Origin of the sequence: Lentzea alba (assembly GCF_047445655.1) — a bacterium.
GTDB classification, from domain to species: Bacteria; Actinomycetota; Actinomycetes; order Mycobacteriales; family Pseudonocardiaceae; genus Lentzea; species Lentzea alba_A.
This window is the reverse complement of the sequence record NZ_JAJAEG010000035.1, coordinates 72,875-93,161: the sequence shown is the minus strand read 5'-3', so window position 1 is coordinate 93,161 and position 20,287 is coordinate 72,875. Positions and strand designations below refer to the sequence as shown.

The following is a 20,287-nucleotide window of genomic DNA, read 5'->3' as shown; positions in this document are numbered from 1 at the left end:
GAGCACGATGGCCGACGAGCTCACACCCCTTCAGCGCCAAAGCCTTGAAGGCATAGCGGCTGTACTGCGCAAATGGCGTGACGAAGCCGGCCTGAACCAGAAGGTCGCGGCGGACAAGGCTGGGCACGGCTACAGCCAGAGCATGCTCAGCAGGCTTGAACATGCTGACCGCGAGATCACGCCGCGCCACATCCGCGACCTCGGACAGGTATATGGAGTCGACGAGCACGAGATCGACGTGTTGGTCCGGCAGCTCGAAAGGCCTGACGGTGACAGCATCCTCGTCACCCACGGTGACACAGTGCCCGGCTTCGCCAGCGACTATTTCGCCGACGAACAACGCGCCTCAGAGCTGGACGTCTACCACGGCAAGTACGTCTTCGGCCTGCACCAGGTGGCGAGCTACGTCCGCAGTTCGCGCGCCGAAGTCGACCCTGACTTGACCGAGGCTGATCTCGACCGATCAGAGGCACTTCGCTTGGACCGGCAGAAGTCCCTCTCGCGGGACAAACCGCTCAGGCTGAACGTGATCTACGACGAGGACGTCCTGCGGCGCAATATCGGTGGTGCCGCAGTCATGAGGGAGCAGATTGATCGGCTCATCGAAGAGTCGCATAGGCACCGCATCGAGATCGTTCCGCTCTCTGCCGGCGCCTACCCCTCAATGGGACAAGACTTTACGATCGTGCGGTTCGATGCGCTGCCTGGCAAGACCTACGCGTACACCGAGCACGGTCAGTCAGCGACCTACCACATTCGTGCACGACGAGCGTTCTACGAGAAGCGCTTCCTGCAGATCCGCCAGCGGGCGCTCTCGCCGGAGAAGTCGCGCGACCTGCTCGTTACGCTGAGAACTGACCTGTGGAGCAGTAACGAGAGGGGTTGAGGCATGCATGACCTCACCCGCGCCAGATGGCGCAAGTCCAGCTACAGCAGTGGTGATACCAACGGCCAGTGCATCGAACTCACGTCTCACGGCGCAGCCCGCGACAGCAAGAACCCAACAGTTGTGATCAAGCTTGACCTGCCGCAGTTCATCGCGGCCGTGAAGGCAGGCACGTTCGGCGCCTAAACTAGCGGCAGCTGTCCCAGGCGATTGGCCGCAAGGGACCGCTGCCGTTCTACCGCCGTTCGAGGTTACCGACAGTGACGCTGAGCTCCTGGATCATGGTGTGTCGACGCTTCGTGAAAACTGACCCCCAGCGGCCCTAGAACCCGAGGCCCCATGCGGGGTCAGGGTTCAAGAAGCGTTGACATGGTGTCCAGCACAAGACGGCTGTCGCGCCGACCACGCGGACCTTTGCTGCGTGATCCGTTTGTCGCTCGACCCATTCCGGAACCGGGCGAGCAGTGCGCCTAGCACCAGCTGACCACCAGTGGATGATGCGGGCATGGCAGGAGGAACCGTTCGCCCTCCAGAGCGGTGTCAATGATGCAGGTCGGTCGAAACTCGAGCGGGGCGATGCGATCTCGCCGCTAAACCGCTCGTGACCAGCGATTGTGTGATGAGACGGCCGCTGCTGCCAGCAAGCCTCGTGACCGGCATAGCAGTTGGCAGCGGCGTACTCGAGCACCAAACCGTCCCTGCCCCCGGCCTCGTCGCAGCCAAGAGCCGCACAGATCAGGGTTGGCCGGCAATTCGTGGTCACATACCCGCGGAACATGACCGCTTTGATGGCGCTAGCCAATTAACGCCGTCACCATTGCACAAGGATGGCTTCCTGTTACGTGCCGAGCAGGTGTCGGCGATCTCGCCACGCCAGACGCAGCAGCGTCAAGGAGCTGGCCGATAGCCGGGGCTCGAGTCGGTCGATCGCTTCGCCGGTGAACGGCATATCGGTTCGACCACCCTCGCCGACCACGCGTCCTTCGTCGTTGGTTGCCACTAGGCCGGTAAACAACCGGTCGAAGACCTCGTCGTCCACGACAGCAACGGTGCGTTGGCTCGCACCCAGGGTGAGGGCGTCCATGACAAGGCCGTAGTGCCAGAGCCGAAATCGGCCGTCGGCGCGAGCCTGGTCGAGGGAGCGGAACGGCTCCTGCTGGGCATAGTCGATGGAGCTGGCGCCAGCCCCGTCGTGTTCGGGATTGCCGAGAAACTCCTCCGAGTACTCCCGCATGATGTTGCGCCACAAGGAGAAATCGTTGTGCAGGTCGACTGCCGCGAGCGACGAGGGCTGGAACTCCCCTGAGGGCATCAGGGTGCACATGCCGCCGCCGTCGGCCACGGCGCGGCCGTCGCGCTGGTGCATCATGAATCGGTGCCCACCGCGCTGATCCTTGCGGATGGTCAGGGTGCTGATGCCGGGCGACATAACCAGCCGGTTGGGGTTGAACGGGTCGCTGATCGCCGAACGCAGGGGCAGCGCACTCCAGTCGGGAACTGCGCCACCTGATGCCAACCAAGCGGCCTTGAACTCGTGGGCGAGGCATTCCTTGATGTCGAACACTTCGAAGAACGTGGTGGTCCCGAAAGTCAGCGCCAGCCCGCCGCGCTGAGACACCTCCAGCAGGCGGTAGCTGAGTCGGTTTTCCAGTAGGCGCGGTCGTACGAGGTCCCGCACGGCCCGGCTGTAGTCGGCGTAGCGCTCGCCGCGGGCGGTTAGCGGCAACACGTGATCCACCGGCTCGAGCCTCGGCACCGGGTTCTGGGCATCGGAGAAGGTCAGGCGAACAGAATCCAGTTCCGCGGGTCTGTCCAGCAGCCAATCGGGGCCGGTCAGCACATGCCCGCCGGGTGCTCGCTGGCTGGCCGGATACAGCCACGCGGCCAGCTCCGCCAGCTCACGCCCGCGCGCCCCAGGAGCGCGGCGCACCCGAAGCCACTCCTCCTGACTCCGCCGGACATGCTCGGCGATCTCCGGGCTGAACAGGTCGGGCACGTCCCCTGCACCAGTGGACGGCGATGCGTCACCGGATAGAAGCGCGGCGAGCTCGTCGGTGGATACCTCCAGTGCTTGTGCGATCTTCGGGCGCATCCATGGTTGAGGATCCTGTGTCCCTCGTTCCCACCGGCCAACCGTGGACAGTTCGACCCCGATCTCCCGCGCGAACGACTCCTGGGTGAAGCCCAGCGCTTCACGCCTACCCGCCAGCCGCTCCCGTCGGGCCGCCATCCCGCCACGCCCACGTCGGCTTGTCACCATGGCGGCGCGCTGTCCATACAGCTCTGAGGCCACACGCCGGAGGACTCCATTCCAGCTGCGGCTCTGAAGACCTCCTGAGCACAGTCCATCAGCTCCCCCCGCGCGATGAATGCGGCCCGCCAATCTCCCACGATCATCACCTCGGCTCGTCGGTCGGTTGCCACGATAGCCAGTCACCGGTCGACCTTGATCACCTGCTCGGCGACCAGCACCTGTTCGGAGTACCACCTAGCCGGAAATATTTCCGCAGTTCAGAGCAGGTGCCGCCTCACCGTCGCCTCATCGCCGCCGTGTTCACGCCCTGGCGGAGATTGATCAGGACGACTTGACTGAGGCTCACTGCCGCGCTGGCTTGCGCGGAGATCGCCGCCGCCACGCTTCGCCGGCAACAGGGAGGACTCGCTGACACGAAACGACGCAAGCACGCCACGTAGCAGCGAGCTCTAACAAGATCGAGAGAGGGAGAGGAGAAACCGATGACCGCAGCAACGATCGAACACCCCGGCGTCGCCGCCAAGTCGCTCGAACTGCCGAGCACCGTGGCCGAGATGTTCGAGGGTGGCATCGACTGGAAGGTGCCGTCGCACACGGAGCAGTACTCGATGAAGAAAACCGCGGGTGACAAGGACACCCACACCGAGGAAGACGTGTTCGAGTAACGAAGTGCACTGGCACAGCTGCCGGAAGGTGATGCGGGCGCGACCACGTGCCCGCACCACCTGGGCACTTAGGAGTAGTCGATGCTGAAGTTCACCCTGGATTCCGGCGCGCCGGCTGAAGCTTGGCGGTGGGATGGGGCGCGATGGCACAACGGCCTCAGCTGGGTTGAGCCATACACACATGCCGTGCTGGAACAGACAGCGATCACCCATGGCGGAGCACTGCTCATCGTCACTCGTGAACGGCGGCGAGCCCCCCAAGAAGCCCTCTTCGTTGCGCCGCAGCGGATCCAGGAGGTCAGCCACTCAACCTACGAGCGTGTGCGGAAGGAATCCCTGGAGTGGCCGCTGGAGTTCCTCGTCCTCGAGTGCCACACCAACGGTGACGTGGAGGTCAAGGCAGGTTGTCTCGGAACGGCTCCGGTCTACCTTCTTGAGGATGGGCGCGCGCTTCACGGGTCATGGGATCTGCTTGACCTTCGCCACCTCACAAGTGCATCAGCACTCGTACCAAGAGAGGTCGCACGCCGCCTCACCCGGCACTACCGCTACACGACCGAGACAGCATGGCATGGGCTTCAGAGACTGACTGAACGCGCCACAGCGAGTTTCGGGCATCACGGCTTGACCATCAGCCACCCGGACGTCGCCTTACACTCACGCCCCCGCAGCCTTGCCTCCGGCGCCGATGTCCTCGGTGGCTACGAAACCATCCTGGAACACGTGGTCTCGCAGCGGCACTTCAACCCCGGCACAACGGCCATTGAACTCTCAGGAGGCATGGACAGCGCCAACGTCGCTATGGCGCTCGGCAAGCTATACCCTTGCGAACTCACAAGCTGCGCGCTGCTGCTGGGCGGTACGCCCGGCCCTCAACAGATCCGCCGCCGACGCCCACTCGTCGAACGATGCGGCTTCGACGACATCCTCGTATCGATCCTCGACTTCCTACCCCTCGCCCCTCACGGGCCGCGGCTAACACACCAGGTCAGCCCGTATGAGGAGCCGTACGTCGAGGGCTACTTCCAGATGCTGGCCGACCTCGCCGAGCGCGGCATCGATACGGTCTTCACCGGTATCGGTGGTGATGAAATGGTGTCTCTGACCGTCGATGAGAAGCCTCCATCGAACCTGCAGGAGATCCCGCATCATCCGAGTTGGATCAGCGAGCAAGCCATCAATGACCTGCGTGAGGTGGACGCTGGTGTGCTTCCGGCCGCAGTGGTCAGCGAAATGACCCTGATCGCTCACGCCTGCATCGCGCCGGGTTACCTTCGCGCTGGCATCTGGCCGATCTCGCCTCTGGCTTCGCCGGAGCTAATCCTCTTCGGTGAGTGGTTGCCCGTGGAGTGGCGCCGGAACAAGCACCTACACCGGGCTCGCCTTTCATCGCTCGGCTTCTCCGACGAGATCGCCAATCCGCCGATTCGTGAGGATTTCGCTCACGTGATCCAACAGGGGATGCGGCAGAACGGCCTGCCGCTGATCGAGCGCTACCTCAACGACTCGTTGCTGGTCGATACCGGATACGTGGCCCCAGATGGCCTGCGGGCCTGCTACGGCGAGGCTCTGACGGCCGACCCGATGGACACCGCAATCTACGAGTTCATCAACTGGGAGATCGGCCTGCGCACGTTCGACGCAGCTTGACCCCGCCGGGCCGGCGGACGGGCTCATGCTCCGTTCTGCCGCCAGTTCTCCTCGTCAGGTTCCACCATGTCGCTCAGGTCTGGCGGTGGAGGAAGCCGCGCGATCCATTCTGCGACCAGGTCGGCAACTTCGCCGACCTGGTTGTCGGCGATCCCGGTGTTCACCGTGAAGAAGGCGATGAGGCCTTGACCTGCCGTGTCGTGCCTGTCGCAGTTCGCGCACAGGCCGACCCTGCGTCGACCGCGGACCTCGACACCGTCCTCTCGCCGGAACGAGTGCGGTACATCGAGGAGCGCTAGCAGAGGACGGCCGCACCGATGGCACAGTGCGCCCTCTGACCGCGTCACCTCGATGTCCATCGTCACCGCTGAACGGTCACGCCGCGGATCGCCTTCAGCTCGCCCCAGAAGGACGGGCTCGGCTGCACTCGGTAGTCCTCCACCAGCAGCAGTTCCTTGGTCTTGTCGCGTCTCTGCACTTCCAGGTGGACCGCAACGTGGCCTTGGTGCGCCTTGAACGCCATCTTCAGATCCTCGACGAGCTCAGGCGTCAAGGTTTTGGTCGCTAGCCCGAGAACGACAGGCGGATCAGCATCGGGATTGAGTTCAGCATCGCTGATGTCGAGCACCACGACGCCGTCACCGAAGATCGCCATCTTGTCTTCACGCCAGTTGACCCGACCCTTAACGCAGACTGCGGAGTCGAGTTCCAGATCGTCCTTCAAGACCTCGTAGGACTTGGGGAAGAACAAGACTTCGATCGACGCGTCCAGGTCCTCGATGACCGTGATGGCCCAGGGCAGGCCGTTCTTGTTCACCCGGCGCTCGATAGACGTGATCATGCCCGAGACGATCAGCTCGCCTTCCCTCGGCGGATCGTCCAGCACCACGGCGATCGGCCGGGGTGCGAACTTGCGCAAGATCCGCTCCGCCCCATCAAGCGGATGCGACGACACGTACAGGCCCAGCATCTCCTTCTCAAGGCTGAGCATCTGCTTGCGCGGGTACTCGTCGGCACTGAGCTTGAGGTGAGCAAGCGGGGACGCGCTGTCGTCCGGCTCATCGGCGCTGTCGGCCCCGAACAGGTCGAACTGGCCTTCGGCTTCTTTGCGCTTGATGGGGACGACCGCGTCAACAGCGTCCTCGTGTACCTGGATCAACGACAGCCGGGTGTGTCCGAACGCGTCGAATGCGCCAGCTTTGATCAGCGATTCGATCACTCGCTTGTTGCATACGACGAGCTCGGACTTGTCGATGAAGTCCGTGAAGGAGGTGTAGGTGCCCTTCTCCTTACGGGTCTTGATGATCGACTCGACGACGTTCGCTCCGACGTTGCGGATCGCACCGAGGCCGAAGCGGATGTCGGTGCCGACCGCGCTGAAGCGGAGTGCCGATTCGTTGACGTCTGGCGGGAGGACCTTGATGCCGAGGCGACGGCACTCCGCGAGGTAGACGGCGGACTTGTCTTTGTTGTCACCGACCGACGTCAGCAATGCGGCCATGTACTCGGCGCGGAAGTTCGCCTTCAGGTAGGCGGTCCAGTACGAGATCAGACCGTAGGCGGCGGCATGTGACTTGTTGAACGCGTAACCAGCGAACGGGAGGATCGTGTCCCAGAGGGCTTGGATCGCCTCGTCGGAGAAGCCCCGCGGATCGTTGCGCATACCCGCCTGGAAGCCCTCGAACTCCTTCGCGAGGACTTCAGCCTTCTTCTTACCCATCGCCTTGCGCAGCACGTCTGCGCGGCCCATCGAGTAGCCGGCGACCTCCTGCGCGATGAACATGATCTGCTCTTGGTAGACGATCAGACCGTGCGTCTCGCCCAGGATCTCCTTGAGCGGTTCTTCAAGCTGGGGATGGATCGGCTTGACTTCCTGGCGGCCGTTCTTGCGGTCGGCGTAGTCGTTGTGCGCGTTCACACCCATCGGGCCAGGCCGGTACAGCGCGCCGACCGCGACGATGTCCTCGAACGTGGTCGGCTGCATCCGGCGCAGCAGGTCACGCATGGGGCCGCCGTCCAGCTGGAACACACCGAGCGTGTCACCTCGGCCGAGCAGGGCGTAAGTCTCCGGGTCGTCCAGGGTGAGTTTGTCGAAGTCCGGGACCGCGTCCTTACCGCGGTTGGTCTCGATGTTCTCGATCGCATCACCCATCACGGTGAGGTTGCGCAACCCGAGGAAGTCCATCTTCAGCAGGCCGATGTTCTCGCACGACGGGTAGTCCCAGCCGGTGATGAACGAGCCGTCGTCCCGGTACCACAGCGGGATGGAGTCGGTGAGCGGGTCACTCGACATGATCACGGCGCAAGCGTGCACGCCGGCGTTCCGGATCAGGCCTTCCAGACCGAGCGCGGTATCGAAGATCTCTTTGACCAGCGGGTCGGTATCCAGCAGCGTGCGGACCTCGGCGGCCTCGCCGTAGCGCGGATGCCCCTTGTCGACGATGCCCTTGAGCGGGATGTCCTTCGCCATGATCGGCGGCGGCAGCGCCTTTGAGATCTTGTCTGCAATAGCGAAGCCCGGCTGGCCGTGGTGCACACGCGCCGAGTCCTTCAACGCCGCCTTGGTCTTAATGGTGCCGAACGTGATGACCTGCGCCACTCGATCATGGCCGTACTTCTCGGCCGCGTAGCGGATCATCTCGCCGCGACGGCGGTCGTCGAAGTCGATGTCGATGTCAGGCATGGCGGTGCGCTCGGGGTTAAGGAACCGCTCGAACAGCAGGCCATGAGGGATGGGGTCGATGTTCGTGATGCCGAGCGCCCATGACACGCACGCACCAGCGGCCGAACCACGACCGGGGCCCACTCGGATCCCGACGCTACGGGCATAGCTGATGAGGTCGGCGACGATCAGGAAGTAGGCGGGGAAGCCTTTGTCGATGATGACCTGGGCCTCGAAGTCACAGCGCTTGATGTACTCGTCCGGGACCTCTCGGCCCTCGAACCGCCATTCGAGACCGCGCCGGATCTCCTTGCGGAACCACGACGCCTGGTCTTCGCCCTCCGGGACGCTGAACGCCGGGATTCGATCGCGGGCGGCCCAGATGTCCTCGTAAGACTCAACCTTCTCCGCGACAAGCAACGTGTTGTCACATGCCTCCGGCAGATCCTTCCAGATCTGCCGCATGTCCTCGGCGGACTTGAGGTAATAGCCGTCGCCATCGAACTTGAACCGGTTCGGATCGGTGAGCATCTTGCCGGACTGAACGCACAGCAAGGCCGAGTGCGCGTCGGCCTGATCCTTGGTGACGTAGTGGCTGTCGTTCGTCGCCAGCGGCGGGATACCGAGCTTCTTGCTGATCTCAAGCAGGCCATCGCGGACACGGCGCTCGATCTCCAAGCCGTGGTCCATCAACTCCAGGAAGAAGTTGTCCGCACCAAAGATGTCGCGATAGTCGGAGGCAGCCTGGAACGCCTCATCCCTCTGGCCAAGCCGCAGCCGGGTCTGCACCTCACCAGACGGGCAACCAGTCGTGGCGATGATGCCATCAGCGTGCGCGGCGACGAGCTCACGGTCCATCCGAGGCTTGCGGTAGTACCCCGTCTTACTCGCCTCGGTGTGCAGGCGGAACAGGTTGCGCAGGCCTTCGGCGTTCCTGGCCCACATCGTCATGTGGGTGTACGCACCACCACCGGAGATGTCGTCGCTGCGCTGGCTTGGATCACCCCAGAAGACCGGCTTCTTGTGCAGGCGATTGTGCGGCGCCAGGTAGGCCTCGACGCCGATGATCGGCTTGATCCCGGTCCGTGTCGCCGTCTGGTAGAACTCGTCGGTTCCGTACATGTTGCCGTGGTCGCTCATACCCACCGCGGTCATGCCCAGCCGCTCGGCTTCCTCGAACAACGGGGCCACCTTCGCCGCACCGTCGAGCATCGAATACTCGGTGTGCACGTGCAGGTGGACGAACGACTGCCCAGACAAGGCGGAGACCTCCCAAGATCGTGGTCATCGTGCGCGCTGCCTCAGCACGGACCAGGAGCCCACACTAGTCATCCGGCGCGCACCTAGCCGCATCGAGACGATGATCCCCCCGGCACGGCCTGAACTTTCGCCGACATGCCGTTCGAGGCGACGCAAACGGGGCGTGTGGGATCGTCCACGACCTCGACCGGCAGCAGCACACAGTCGTTGCCGGAGTCCGGCCCCGCTCTGGCGACTGGACGCGGAGTGTCGGCTCGCAGTTCAACAGCGGTTCGACGTGCCAGTCGGTGACCACCCCGCCAGCTGGACGTGCACGAGCTGCGCCAGTCCATCATCAACACGATCCGCCGCCAAATTTCTCGCACGCAGCGCACACACTTCCCCAACGTCGCCAACCGCGAACTGCCGAGCGTGCTTCCCCAGCGCATCTTCAGCGAAACAACGCGAGAGCCAAAGCGCGATAACGCGAGTCGATCCCATAGTGCTTGACTGCGCATACTCCTGACGCTGCAGGCAGGTGCGGCCTATCTGCTGCATCAGATCAGCCGCGCCGCCTCGGCCGGCTTCACCCAGCGACTTCGCCGCAGGGAGCCCGGCGTGCGGCAGGCTCAGCACCTCGGCGACACAGCCCTGCCTGAGCGAATTCGCGCCGACCAGCTGGGGGATCTGCACGGCGTGCTCAAGATGTCCTGTATCGACCGCGAACCGCACCAGCGACACGATGCCCGCACTTCGACGGTGCACCAACGCTGCGGGGAGTCCAATCGTGGAACTCAAGCGCGCCGACGTCTTCCTCACAGTTCAGACGCGGCACGCGGACCATCTCGGAAGAACCCGGATCCTGTCGAATTCAACACTGAGGCCGGGGCTGACCTTCTCGATCGCGCAGCTCGGCTGCAACCCGGCTGTGACAACGGCCAGGCTGGGCCAGCCGACCAAGAAACCGGCTGATCGGAACGCCGATGTCATAGGCCAATAGGGGTCCGCGGCCAGTCACGCAGTGCGGCTTGCACGCCCTCGACGATCGGCACTCACAGAAAGTCCCTGACAGCTAGGTTGACGGATGTGAGCACGAACAACTCCGACGCCGCACCGGTTAACACCCCGGCACCGCTGGCCAAGCTGCTCAGCCACCATGTGGCACTACGCTCCCCGATCCGATGCCAGCCGACCAGATCCCCGCGCTCGTTTTGGACGGTTCCACCGTGCTCACTGGCCTACAAGATCAAGGCGAGATGGCGCCATCAGTCATCTGAGACAAGGATGTCTCGCCAGCCGCGGTAGTTCTGGAGTAGGTGCATGACTGTCGCCCTCAAGCGCTCGAGTCGAAATGGAACCTGTTGAGCGGCGCCCGGCGATTGCTCCACTTCGTGGATCATCGTGAGCAGGGTCAACAGTTCAGGTGCGCACGACTCGTCTTCCCGACGCCCCAGCTCAGTCACGAGGTTCATCTGGGCCGATAGCCCCGTCATCTCGGTCTTGCCGTATAGCTTCCGGCTTAGACGGACAACTTCGCGGTAGTCGTCGATCACCGTATCCGTGTCGACGAAGTGGGACTGTGCCAAGGCGAGGTCGAGCTGGCACTCGATCGTGAAGGGGTCATGCTCACCAAGGGCATCGCGGGCGTCGTCCGTGAGCAACATCAGCTCCGTAATCGACTGCCGTGTCCTGTAGTGGTCCCAGCGCGACAGGGTTATGTGTCGCCGTAGAGCCAGCACCTCGGGGTGGTGTTCTCCCAGATGTCGAAGCCGGACAGCGAGCGCATGCCGGTACAGGTTTTCGGCTCGAACGTAGGCACCGGATAGTTGCGCAAACCGGGCTACCACACATGTCAGTTTCGTGCCCAGCAGCTCAAAGTCGCCCGGATCCGGCAGCGTCGCTCGTTCTCGGTGAATCCAGTCCACAACAGATTCACAGTGCGGGCTTAGGGCCGCCCACAGGGAGAGGGCGGCCGGGTCGCTCGACGACAAGCCGCAGGTGTAGACGTCCAGCGTATTTATCGCCAGCCTCATGTAGAGGGCGAGATCACGCCGGAGATCTGGCTGGTGCCGGTTCGCCTCGCGGATAACCGGATGAAGCAGCCAGCAGTTGGTCGTCACGGCCGAGGACCGCGCATCGCTGACTGACACCTGCTCAACAAGCCCGAAGTTGGTGAGGAATACGAATGCGTGGATTACGTCCATGCCCGTCAAGCCCTTGAACAACGGGGAAAGGTTGAGGATCTCGAAGTTCGCCAGATCGCACGGGATGGCAGCCTGATCGAAGCACGACAACCACCGCAGCAGCGGGCGCGCCCACGGCATACCGAGCTCCTCGAGCAAGTCGAGCGAGAGCTCCCACGTCCGCGACAGGAGCTCCCGCTCTCTCAGGCCACTGCCGATCTCGTGCAGCCGGTCGAGTTCACCGAAGCGCTCATGGAAAACCGACCGGTATTGCTCAAAATCTTCCGGCAACGCGAGACCGGCTTTGGTCGGGAACGTGGGAACCGCGTTGAGGTAGCTGCCCGCCAAGCGGAGGGCGAGCGGCAGATACCCCAGAGCACACGCGAGTTCACGTGCCTGCGCGTCTGTTCCAGACGCTGGCGCAAAGGCCTGCAGCATCTTGACCGCAGCTGCTTCCCCTAGAGCACCGACCTCGCGTACCTCGGTGACTCCGTCCCACACTTTGGCCTTGCCATGGCGACTCGTGATGATCACGGTCCCGGTTGACTGCTGGAGCGCTGCACGCCATTTCGTCAGCAGCCGACGGTCATCAACACCGTCGAGGACGATCACCCACCGACCCGGCGCATCTGCGAGCGCTCTCTTGAGAACATTGGGGGCCGAGCTCTCGCCACGCCAGGCACGAACAACCTCATCAACCCGATAGTGCGGATCGGCGTCATACACCGCTTCACGAAGGCCAGCGGAGAGGCTGCTCTCGGAAGAAGCGTCAATCCACCACACCCGCGTCCGCGGATGCTCCCATTCGAGCCGATCTGCCAATGCAAGAGCTACTGCCGTCTTCCCTCCGCCGGCAGTGCCATGCAACACCACGCTCGAGCCGGTCGCGCGAAGCGTGATCTCCACCAGGAGGTCAACCAGCTCGTCCCGACCATAGATCGGCCCAGTCAACAGCTCCGTCGGTGGGATGGTGGACACCAGGCCTGGCTGCAGGTCAGCATCTGGGACGCCGTGGAAGTGGACGCTGCCGATCGAGCCGGCCTGCGCGATGTTGTGCGCACTGCTTGACTCGACATGGTTGGTGGTGGTGCCAAGCCCGCCATCCTCAGGCGGCTGTCCAGCCCTCACGCGCGCTCTCCGGGATCGGCGGAAGTCAGCACGCTAGCGGATTTTCCATGTCCCAAAAAAGGGGGATACACCCGATTCAGTGTTGGTGATCGGTCGGGGCTAACGGCCTCATACCACTTGGCGCATCGGATCAACCGCTCGTAGACCGACTGTCAACCAATGAACTTCACCTTTGCCGCAGGGTCGACCTCGGTGTCATCTTTTTGGCCAGTAATGAGAGGTAGCGTCGACCGCAGGTCGACATTCCGTTCGCGCCCCCACGATCCTCGCGGTTCAGCCGTCTGACACGGACGCGATCGCACGCAGGGCCAGGCTGCATGACCGGACCGAGAGCCCGGCCGCGCCGATCTCGTGGTCGTCGGCGCCGAACCGCCTGGATCACGCAGACTCGTAGCACACGTACTCGACGGCACTGCCGGCCATTCAGCTGCGACGCGCATGCGCGAATGCGACTTCGATCCTCGGGAAACACGCTGTCCCTTGTGTCGTCCAGGCTGACCCGTCTCGGCGGCTGCCCGCCTTTCCCCCACCCAGCGCCACAGCACGATCGACCACGACGCTATAGAACAGGCTCAACGTCGGCGCCCAGTCAGCGCGATACGAACGAACACCGACGGCGGTCGGAGCTGGCAGCAGATCCCCTACCACGCCGGTCTCTTCGAGAGGTTCACGGACCGCAGCTGCCCGCGGCGTCTCACGAGCCTCAACAGTGCCGCCCGGAGCTACCAAACCACGCACACGATGTTGCACGAGCAACACGTGGCCATAGGCACGGTCGAAGACCCAGATCTCTGCTGCGAGCGGATCCGGCAGTTCCGGTCGAGCATGCAGCCACTCGCGGGCATCATCGAACTCCGATAGCGAGCCATGCGTCGGCGACCGCCGCGTCCCTCGTCAGCTTGTCGATCACCTGATCCACCCTATGCCGATATCTCAACCCAGCCGGATACGGCATCGACAGCTGCCGATGCCACTGCGCGATCGATGATCGTGCTGCCCAACCTGGCCGTGCTTCGCACGCTTAACCTTCCACGTCTTCGGGCGTGATTGCGCTAGCCCTCCGCCGAGCGGGTCAGCGCTCCCGACTACGGGGCCGAGCGGGACCTGGTTCCTTGTTGAGCGCGCGGATGATCTCAGCTCGCTGTTCGGGCTTCGTTCCGCGCAACGCCGCGATCATGATCACCACGCGTGCGGCGACCACGCCAAACAGCGCGAGCGCTCCCGTCGCGCCGATGTTGGACCACATGGTCACCTCCCTGCTGTGCCTTCACCTTGGTAGTTCGCGGTTCTCTCATGGGGCTGCACACAGCCGTCTGTGGATAACTCAAGACCTGTGGACAACTTGGGATCAAGCGTCCGGCTCACGCTGCGGATTCTGTCTAGTCCTGCGGTGCTGCTGATCGAGACCACCCGATGGAGTGAACCGTCACTCGATCGGACCAACTTCGGGGCCAAGACTGCTGATCGAGCCGCGCATCTGTCCAGGCAGAGGGCCCGAATGGACGGCGTCTCTTAGTGACCGGCCATCTTCAACCCAATCTGAGAGATCAGGCGGGACACCCGCCGTCCTTAAGCCACCGACCCGCTCGGCGAGCCGACCAAGCTCATCCATTCAGGTACCAGGTTGTTCAGCTGTTCCCCCACGTGCTTGACGCTGCGCCGAAAGCGCACCGCTCACCCGTCACCCCTTGGCACCACTCGTGCGCGGGTCTGCGCGAGCCGGTTGAAGTCGGTGCCGATCACGATGATGTTGGCGCCAAGAGTGAGTCTGTCGACGATCGCGGCGCGGAGCTGCGGGCCGGTGGGGGGTCTTGGTCCAGTCGCTGAAACTTTCGTTCGAGGCGATCGCGACGGAGTTCTCCTCCTCGCGTTCGGTCAGCACCTGGAACAGCAGCTCAGCGCCGCGGCGGTCAGGTTCCATGTAGCCGAGTGGTCTCAACTTGGCGATTGACGGCATCGAGCGCATGACCGGTCACGGCCATCAGCCGCATCACTTCGACGACCGCTCGACACCACTCTTATGGTCATGGTCAAGTCCCAGCGTCGGCCAGCCGGTTGCCGCTATGCGAGCGGCGACGTCGGTCACCTGTGTGACCGAGGAGGACCAGGCCACAGGCTGGTCGTGCAGGGTCGCGGTGCCAGTCGGCCTGTCAGGGGCTGCGCACACCCGCACGGGCTGGCTTCGAATTCAGTAGCTCAATGGGTAGTTGCGCCATGCGGTTCGGGGCTGGAGGATCAGAGCGGTGTACGAGGGGGAGCGTCTCTTCGCCATCAGTACCTGGATGCGAAATGGCGATAGCCAAGCAGTGTTGAGTCTGGAGGCCGCCCAACATGCGGCATCAATACTCCACGCGTCATGGAATGACGGAAAGTTCGACCATGATGTCCTTCAGTCTGTTGCTCTTCTCTACGTGTACCGTGCGGGCTTCCGCGAGCAGGCGCGATGCGATCTGCTGGCAGCTCAGATCTGCTCCTATCTGGTTGGGCGTGATGATCCTGACGCCGTAGCTCCTCCCATCCGCCCTTTGTTGCTCAAGGTCGCCAGGAATCGTTCTCATATCGAGGTGCTCGACCGCTTGGCATTCGATCTTGTGCTTGATACGGGATGCGATGGAGATCCTGGTGCACGTGAGGCCGCGATCCTCGCCTTGCGGATCGGCGTAACCGAGAACCCCGACCCAGGTCGCCTTGGGTGCCTTGGAGTCGCGCTGACCATGCGCTATCACGATACGCAGGATGCGTCAGCACTCGTTGAGTCGATTGACCTTCTGGGGCGAAGCCTCGCTGCTGAGCACAAGGATCTTGACATTGAAGGCCTCGCCTACTACCTCGCCAACGCCTTGTACCGATGGCACACCGAGGTTGGCGGGATCCCTCCACGGGAGGTGATCGCTGCACATCGCTCTCTGGGGCGCGTGCTGCCGGAGTTGACAGAGCCCAACGCGTGCCGTAACGAGATTCTCGCCTGGTACGAGGAGCTCGCTCGACTGACCAACAATGTGGCCGCGTCTTTGCTCGGACCGGGCCATGACCTGGCTGATTTGGACATGGCACTCGATCTGTTGAACTTGTTGCCGGACAGACCTGAGAGTCGGACGAGCCGATTCATCGCACTGGTCGCGCGGTTCGATCTGGTCGGAGAGGCTGACGATCGTGACGCGGCGATCGCGTTGGGCCGGCGAGTGGTGGCCAACCCGTCGGATCGCCACTCGCGCCCAGCCAACTATCTGGCTTGCCTCGCTCGTTTGTTACGTATGAGGTACCAGGATCGCGTCCAGGGAGACACCTCGACTGATGATCTTGAAGAGGCTGTTGACCTGTACCGGCGGGCGCTCGCTGTGGCGGACAGTCGGGACAGGCCGGAGATCCTCATGGGGCTGGCAGAGGCGATGCGCGAGCCAGGCCAGGGACCAGCACCTGTGGCGACGGCGGGCCGCGCGGTACGTGCTGCTCGGGTGACTGTCCATGACACTGGGCTGAACTGGGCCGTACCGTTCGATCCGGATGTGCTCCCAGGCTGGCAGAACCTCTTCGCGAGGGTCGAAGCCGGGCAGTCGGGCCGCCTTGAGGCGCTGCATGCGCTGGCGACGCGCGCAGGCGATGACAGCACACGCCGCCACGAGCTGGGTTTGGCTTATCTCGTCGCGGGCGCACCGTTCCGGGCGATCAACGTACTCCGACCCCTGGTCGACGATCGCTGGAATGACAGTCCCGCGGTTGTCGCGGACCTGGCCACCGCTCTTGTGGCAGCAGACAACGTCGAGCTGGCCTTGCTGTGCCTTGGCCAGGTCGTTGGGAAGAGTGGCGGTTCCGACCTCCAACGTCGGTTCGAAGCCTGCCAACTCGTCGTCACGCGCCGGAAGCTCGACGAGAAGTTTCATCTGTTGCGTGCGAACGCTTTGGACGAGTGGTCTCAGCGCGGCGGCGTGCCCAGACTGATCCGGAAGCGCGCCGATGCACTGATGGCTCTTGGCCGGTTGACTGGGGATTCGGACCACTTCCGGGAAGCGGCTGAAGCGCTGGCACGCGCGGACCCCGACCCGGAGACCCTCGCTGAGCTCCTGGGGGCCGTGAACGAGGTCGGCACGCCGACGGAGTACGCGGATGTGTTGAATCGGCTGACCGCCGCCGATCCCAGCTCGCCCGCGGTCCTTCTGGAGCGCCAAGCCACGGTCATGGATCGCCGGTTCAATCGTGAGGAACGCATCGCCGAAGCCCGGCACCTCATGGAGCTGGCGTGTAGTGGCCCTGAACCGTTGGCCCAGCGTGCACTGAAAACCCTGCGCCGCCGCCACCAGCGGCACCCTGGCGAGTACCTGCTCGAGCTGGCAACCTCCGAGCTGCGGGTAGGTGATCGGTTGGCCGCCGACGCGCTGGTCGCGGAGCACCCAGACCTGAGCGATGAACAACGATCCGCGTTGGTTCTGGTGTGCGACGAGCTCGGTGATGTCCACCGCGCCCGGCGCTACAGAGAGGTGCCGTCGAGTGGCTGAGCCGAAGGCCGACGCGACCTTTTGGGTGGCTATTCAACTGGCGTTCTTGGAATGCCAAGACGTTGCTGCGGTCGGTGCGATGCTCAGGGAGCTCCCACCGCCCGTCAGAGCGGTACTTCCCGACGCTCTGGAGTGGATGGTCAACGCTGCGGTGGAGGCCGGCAGCCCTGCGGAGGCGGCTTTCCTCCGGTTTGTGGGCGAACTCGCGAGCTCGACAGATTCGAACGTCAGTGGTTTCACGGCGGCGTTGAAGAATGCCGCCGGTCGAGGCGACCTCTTAGGCCAGCGAGACGCACTGCTCGACGGCCGGCCACTGCCTGAAGATGCGATCGACGCGGTGCTCGAATTCGCCGACAGGGCGAATCTCCCCACCTACCGGGGATACTCGCTCGCGACCGCGGCGGGCCTGGTTAGTGAGGTGGACCGGGATCGAATCCACGGAAGGGCGATGTGGGCATGTGCTCTGCGGGATCGTCGCCGGTACCACCGCGCGATCTACCACGCGAGGCGCGCGGTTGGGGAAGCAGCAGCGCATGACACGAAGTTGCGCTATCTCACGCTGCTCACCCTCGGTTCGTGTTTGCAGGCTTCCGGAAACCCCAGAGGTGCCGTCGACGCGTTCCTGATGGCCGAACCCCATGCCGCCGCGGCCGACCGCTTGACGCTATGCCGTGCGCTGGCCATGTCCCTGCGAACGCAGGGACAGCTCCACACGGCGTTGATACGAGCAAATAACGCGCTGGCAGAGGCCGAGACTCAACTGGCAGGACAATCGAATCCAACCCTCGCCAGTCTTCTCAACCTGCGCGGCCTCATTCACGATGACCTCGGCCGCCACGTGGCAGCAGGTGCGGACTACCAGGCGGCTCTTGACATCGAGAGGACGCACCGGTCGGGTCATGCGTTCCGCTACCGTGGCAACCTCGCGGCGTCGCTCCTGAAAAGGGGCCGTATCCGTGTCGGCATCCAGGTTGCCAGGGAGAATGTGCGGATTGCCGCAGCGCAGAGTTGGGTGGTGGACGGAAGTCTCCACAATAACCTTGCCGTGGCTTACCTCACGGATCGCGACTTCGCATCCGCGCAGAGGGAGTACACAGCGGCGCTGGCCGCATATGCACACCGTCCCAGCGGCACGGGGGCTGAGGCGATTTCACTGATCGGGCTTGGCGACATCGCGCGCGATACGGCTGATCACGAGGCGGCCCGAACCTACTACCAGGCCGCCTGGATCCATTCAAGTGAGGCGTCCAACGGCGAACTGGCGACCATGTGTGCGGCGCGGCAATCCGAGATATCCGCTGAACCTGACTCGGAAATCGTCGAATGGCTCGAAGAAGATTTCACCGCTGCAGGACGGACCGGTCATTGGTACCGGCGCGCGACGGCCGGGCAGACGTTGGCAAACCTCTGCGCCAGGGGTGGCCGAAGGAGTGACGCTGGACGACTGTACAAGCTGTTGATCGCCGAGGCCGAAGAGCGAGGGAATTCAAGTTTCGGAACCCAGCTACGCCTCGGCTACGCGAGAATATTGGCCGACCAGCCTGAGATGACGAATGAGCGATGGGCGACAGTGTGGGGGTGTCGTGAAGATTTCCTTCGTCAAATGGGTGCCACCGATGATCCGCATCAGCGGGCCGAGCTAGCGGGCGACGCCCTTGCGGTATATGAAGAGCTGATCGAGATGTTGCTAGATCACGATGTGCCTCTTCCAGACCAGCGGAGCCGCAAGGAGCTCGCGTTCGACTTGCATGAGGAGGCGAAAGCAAGGGATCTTCTGGCTGAGCTGTCGGACGGACCGCTGCCTGCTCCTGCCGGGGTGCAGAGTAGGCTCGTGGAGCTCGAACACAGGTGCCTCATCGCCCGGCGACATCTCAGGCACACTTTCGCAGTCGGGCAGCGGGTTTCTCCCGAAAAAGTGGAGATGGGCGCCAAGATCGCCGCCCATCTCTTGGCGATTCACGACCAGATGGGCGCACCCGAATATGTTCGACTCCGCGCAGGAGAACCGAGCGGGTTGACCGACATCCAGCGGCTCGTCGCCAGGAATTCTCCGGCCGAAGGAATGATCCTGGTATCGTACTTCGTCGGAGTGCGCTCGACGTTCTGCTTTGTGTTGACGTCCGAGGATCTGACCCTGCAGATCCATCGCGTGCCGATCGGCCGAGATGTGATTTCCTCGACTGCCGCAGAGCTGCGCCGGACGTTCAATGGCGATGCCGAGGCATTTCCGCCGATGCCGCCACTACGTGCACGTCGTCCTTTTGCTCGCGCTCTGTCTTTCCTTGATGCGCTGAGGCCGCTGTTTCCCTGGGCCACTGACCTGAGAGGCCTTCGCCTGGCCTGCATCGCCCCCCATGGACCGTTGGACTCACTTCCGATTCAGGCGATGGAAGGACTTGACGGGGTGCCGATCGGGGAACGGATCGCTGTGACACACTGCCCCAGCGTGAGCGTCCTGCCCTATCTGCTCGCCGGTCCTCCCGTGAGCCCGTGGCACGCCCTTGTGGCGGCAGTCGGGGCAACTGAGGACTCGATGATCGAAGAGTTCGAAAGCGAGTCCGCACTGCTGGCCGAGGTCGGTCTGCAGGTCACGGAGTTGACGGGAACCTCGGCTACGCCGGAGTCTGTGCTCCATGCCCTGTCCGGGCCTGAAATCGTGCACTTCACCTGTCACGGCATCTCAGACGCGAACGACCCACTCGAATCGGCGCTACTGCTCTCCGATGGCCGAACCCGGCCAAGCAGGTATGCGGCGGGAGCTGGCGAAGCCGGCTTCATCCTGCGTGCACGAGATATCGCGGAGTCGCCGAACGTGCCACCCGTGGCCATTATGAGGGCGTGCTCAGCTTCCTGGTCCATGCCGGAGCACCCCGGTGCCGGTACCGCTGGCCTGACCCGTGCGCTCCTCTACACAGGTACACGCACGGTCGTCGGTCCCGGATGGAACATCGACCGAGCCAGCTCCCGGGAGTTGGTGGCGCTCCTGTACCAGAATTGGCTTGAGGGCGCCCCTTTGTGGCAAGCATTGTGGAAAGCGCAACGCGCGCTCGTTGCGGATGACAGCCGACCATGGTTGCGGCACCCGTACCACTGGGCGAGTCTGATGATCCTCGGAGACTGGAGATAG

General features: G+C 63.6%; 15 protein-coding genes. 7 read left to right on the top strand and 8 right to left on the bottom strand.

Annotation, left to right across the window (positions count from 1 at the left end):
* Positions 1 to 7: 7 nt before the first annotated feature.
* Positions 8 to 886, top strand: coding sequence for a helix-turn-helix domain-containing protein (locus LFM09_RS41135; protein WP_414102061.1), 879 nt, complete (start codon positions 8 to 10; stop codon positions 884 to 886).
* 3 nt (positions 887 to 889) lie between these two features.
* Entirely contained in the window at positions 890 to 1,072 is a 183-nt protein-coding gene (locus LFM09_RS41130; protein ID WP_414102060.1) for a DUF397 domain-containing protein, read from the top strand.
* Between the two features lie 652 nt (positions 1,073 to 1,724).
* Here the strand turns inward: LFM09_RS41130 and LFM09_RS41125 are convergent.
* Positions 1,725 to 3,116 carry a helix-turn-helix transcriptional regulator gene (locus LFM09_RS41125; RefSeq protein ID WP_414102059.1) on the bottom strand — a complete coding sequence of 464 codons (1,392 nt, stop codon included), beginning with the start codon at positions 3,114 to 3,116 and terminating at the stop codon, positions 1,725 to 1,727.
* A gap of 506 nt (positions 3,117 to 3,622) precedes the next feature.
* Here LFM09_RS41125 and LFM09_RS41120 point away from each other — a divergent pair.
* Both LFM09_RS41120 and LFM09_RS41115 read left to right on the top strand, forming a co-directional pair.
* The gene (locus LFM09_RS41120; RefSeq protein WP_414102058.1) at positions 3,623 to 3,805 is read left to right on the top strand and encodes a hypothetical protein; all 183 of its coding nucleotides are present in this window, start codon (positions 3,623 to 3,625) and stop codon (positions 3,803 to 3,805) included.
* 81 nt (positions 3,806 to 3,886) lie between these two features.
* The gene (locus tag LFM09_RS41115) at positions 3,887 to 5,455 is read left to right on the top strand and encodes an asparagine synthase-related protein (protein WP_414102057.1); all 1,569 of its coding nucleotides are present in this window, start codon (positions 3,887 to 3,889) and stop codon (positions 5,453 to 5,455) included.
* Between the two features lie 23 nt (positions 5,456 to 5,478).
* On the opposite strand, the gene LFM09_RS41110 is transcribed toward LFM09_RS41115, so the two are convergent.
* From LFM09_RS41110 to LFM09_RS41100, 3 genes are all read right to left on the bottom strand, one after another.
* On the bottom strand, positions 5,479 to 5,814 hold the full coding sequence (locus LFM09_RS41110; RefSeq protein ID WP_414102077.1) for a DUF6300 family protein: 336 nt from the start codon (positions 5,812 to 5,814) through the stop codon (positions 5,479 to 5,481).
* Positions 5,815 to 5,816: 2 nt separating this feature from the next.
* A complete protein-coding gene (gene dnaE / locus LFM09_RS41105; RefSeq protein ID WP_414102055.1) occupies positions 5,817 to 9,377 on the bottom strand; it encodes a DNA polymerase III subunit alpha in 3,561 nt (1,186 codons plus the stop codon).
* Between the two features lie 261 nt (positions 9,378 to 9,638).
* Positions 9,639 to 10,088, bottom strand: a complete 450-nt coding sequence (locus tag LFM09_RS41100) for a hypothetical protein (protein WP_414102054.1) — start codon at positions 10,086 to 10,088, stop codon at positions 9,639 to 9,641.
* Positions 10,089 to 10,143: 55 nt separating this feature from the next.
* Here LFM09_RS41100 and LFM09_RS41095 point away from each other — a divergent pair, with 55 nt between their 5' ends.
* Positions 10,144 to 10,356 (top strand): hypothetical protein, encoded by a 213-nt coding sequence (locus LFM09_RS41095; protein ID WP_414102053.1) that lies wholly within the window; start codon positions 10,144 to 10,146, stop codon positions 10,354 to 10,356.
* A 265-nt stretch (positions 10,357 to 10,621) separates the two neighbouring features.
* On the opposite strand, the gene LFM09_RS41090 is transcribed toward LFM09_RS41095, so the two are convergent.
* The 4 genes from LFM09_RS41090 to LFM09_RS41075 form a co-directional block, all read right to left on the bottom strand.
* Positions 10,622 to 12,667, bottom strand: a complete 2,046-nt coding sequence (locus LFM09_RS41090; RefSeq protein ID WP_414102052.1) for a hypothetical protein — start codon at positions 12,665 to 12,667, stop codon at positions 10,622 to 10,624.
* A gap of 423 nt (positions 12,668 to 13,090) precedes the next feature.
* Positions 13,091 to 13,417 (bottom strand): NUDIX domain-containing protein, encoded by a 327-nt coding sequence (locus tag LFM09_RS41085; protein WP_414102076.1) that lies wholly within the window; start codon positions 13,415 to 13,417, stop codon positions 13,091 to 13,093.
* Between the two features lie 322 nt (positions 13,418 to 13,739).
* Entirely contained in the window at positions 13,740 to 13,913 is a 174-nt protein-coding gene (locus tag LFM09_RS41080; protein ID WP_414102051.1) for a hypothetical protein, read from the bottom strand.
* A 435-nt stretch (positions 13,914 to 14,348) separates the two neighbouring features.
* On the bottom strand, positions 14,349 to 14,588 hold the full coding sequence (locus tag LFM09_RS41075; RefSeq protein ID WP_414102075.1) for a hypothetical protein: 240 nt from the start codon (positions 14,586 to 14,588) through the stop codon (positions 14,349 to 14,351).
* Between the two features lie 322 nt (positions 14,589 to 14,910).
* Between LFM09_RS41075 and LFM09_RS41070 the strand changes: the two genes are divergently transcribed.
* Together LFM09_RS41070 and LFM09_RS41065 are read left to right on the top strand one after the other, a co-directional pair.
* On the top strand, positions 14,911 to 17,160 hold the full coding sequence (locus LFM09_RS41070; RefSeq protein WP_414102050.1) for a hypothetical protein: 2,250 nt from the start codon (positions 14,911 to 14,913) through the stop codon (positions 17,158 to 17,160).
* On the top strand, positions 17,153 to 20,287 hold the full coding sequence (locus LFM09_RS41065) for a CHAT domain-containing protein (RefSeq protein WP_414102049.1): 3,135 nt from the start codon (positions 17,153 to 17,155) through the stop codon (positions 20,285 to 20,287). The genes LFM09_RS41070 and LFM09_RS41065 overlap by 8 nt, the downstream gene beginning before the upstream one ends.

Bases quoted from the DNA above. Each gene is read 5' to 3' on its own strand.
- LFM09_RS41120 (WP_414102058.1), top strand. From the start codon at position 3,623: ATGACCGCAGCAACGATCGAACACCCCGGCGTCGCCGCCAAGTCGCTC.
- LFM09_RS41130 (WP_414102060.1), top strand. From the start codon at position 890: ATGCATGACCTCACCCGCGCCAGATGGCGCAAGTCCAGCTACAGCAGT.
- LFM09_RS41080 (WP_414102051.1), bottom strand. From the start codon at position 13,913: ATGTGGTCCAACATCGGCGCGACGGGAGCGCTCGCGCTGTTTGGCGTG.
- LFM09_RS41115 (WP_414102057.1), top strand. From the start codon at position 3,887: ATGCTGAAGTTCACCCTGGATTCCGGCGCGCCGGCTGAAGCTTGGCGG.
- LFM09_RS41135 (WP_414102061.1), top strand. From the start codon at position 8: ATGGCCGACGAGCTCACACCCCTTCAGCGCCAAAGCCTTGAAGGCATA.
- LFM09_RS41075 (WP_414102075.1), bottom strand. From the start codon at position 14,588: ATGGAACCTGACCGCCGCGGCGCTGAGCTGCTGTTCCAGGTGCTGACC.
- LFM09_RS41125 (WP_414102059.1), bottom strand. From the start codon at position 3,116: ATGGCGGCCCGACGGGAGCGGCTGGCGGGTAGGCGTGAAGCGCTGGGC.
- LFM09_RS41110 (WP_414102077.1), bottom strand. From the start codon at position 5,814: ATGGACATCGAGGTGACGCGGTCAGAGGGCGCACTGTGCCATCGGTGC.